This is a genomic window from Salipiger sp. PrR002 (genome assembly GCF_010500775.1).
GTDB lineage: Bacteria > Pseudomonadota > Alphaproteobacteria > Rhodobacterales > Rhodobacteraceae > Salipiger.
This window is the reverse complement of sequence record NZ_JAAGOU010000095.1, coordinates 1-1,245: the sequence shown is the minus strand read 5'-3', so window position 1 is coordinate 1,245 and position 1,245 is coordinate 1. Positions and strand designations below refer to the sequence as shown.

Genomic DNA, 1,245 nt, shown 5'->3' with positions numbered 1-1,245 from the left:
GAAAAAGGGCCGCCCTGAGGCGGCCCTTTCCCGATCTGCTGCCCGGCGTAGGTGCCGGGCGCGCATTCATCACTCGAGGATTTTCGAGACGACGCCCGAACCCACGGTCCGGCCACCTTCACGGATGGCGAAACGCAGGCCGTCTTCCATCGCGATCGGTGCGATCAGCTCGACGGTGAACTTCAGGTTGTCGCCCGGCATGACCATCTCGGTGCCCTCGGGGAGGGTCACGGTGCCGGTCACGTCGGTGGTGCGGAAGTAGAACTGCGGACGGTAGTTCGCGAAGAACGGCGTGTGACGGCCACCTTCTTCCTTGGTCAGGATGTAGACCTCACACTCGAACTTGGTGTGCGGCTTCACCGAACCCGGCTTACACAGAACCTGACCACGCTCAACGCCTTCACGGTCGATGCCGCGCAGCAGGGCGCCGATGTTGTCGCCTGCTTCACCGCGGTCGAGCAGCTTGCGGAACATTTCCACACCGGTACAGGTGGTTTTCTTGGTGTCGCGGATGCCGACGATTTCCAGTTCGTCGCCGACGTTCACAACGCCACGCTCCACACGGCCGGTCACAACGGTGCCGCGGCCCGAGATCGAGAACACGTCTTCGATCGGCATCAGGAACGGCTGGTCAACGGCACGCTCCGGCTGCGGGATGTACTCGTCCACAGCAGCCATCAGTTCCTTGATCTTCTCTTCGCCGATTTCCGGATCGCGGCCTTCCATTGCGGCCAGAGCCGAGCCTGCGATGATCGGAATGTCGTCGCCCGGGAAGTCGTACTCGGACAGCAGCTCGCGGACTTCCATTTCCACCAGCTCGAGCAGTTCCGGATCGTCCACCTGGTCGACCTTGTTCAGGAACACGACCATGGCGGGGATACCCACCTGGCGGCCCAGAAGGATGTGCTCGCGGGTCTGCGGCATCGGGCCGTCAGCTGCGTTCACAACCAGGATCGCGCCGTCCATCTGCGCCGCGCCGGTGATCATGTTCTTCACGTAGTCGGCGTGACCGGGGCAGTCCACGTGTGCGTAGTGGCGTGCTTCGGTCTCGTATTCCACGTGCGCGGTCGAGATCGTGATGCCGCGTGCTTTTTCTTCCGGCGCGCCGTCGATCTGGTCGTACGCACGGAAGTCACCGAAGTATTTGGTGATCGCTGCGGTCAGCGTGGTTTTGCCGTGGTCAACGTGACCGATCGTGCCGATGTTGCAGTGCGGTTTGCCGCGCTCAAACTTTTCCTTTGCCAT

At 62.3% G+C, this 1,245-nt stretch carries 1 protein-coding gene; it reads right to left on the bottom strand.

Features of this window, described 5'->3' with window-relative positions:
* Positions 1 to 69: 69 nt before the first annotated feature.
* Positions 70 to 1,245, bottom strand: a 1,176-nt coding sequence (gene tuf / locus G0A00_RS26285) for an elongation factor Tu (RefSeq protein ID WP_066102746.1), incomplete at its 5' end; no start/stop codon positions are given.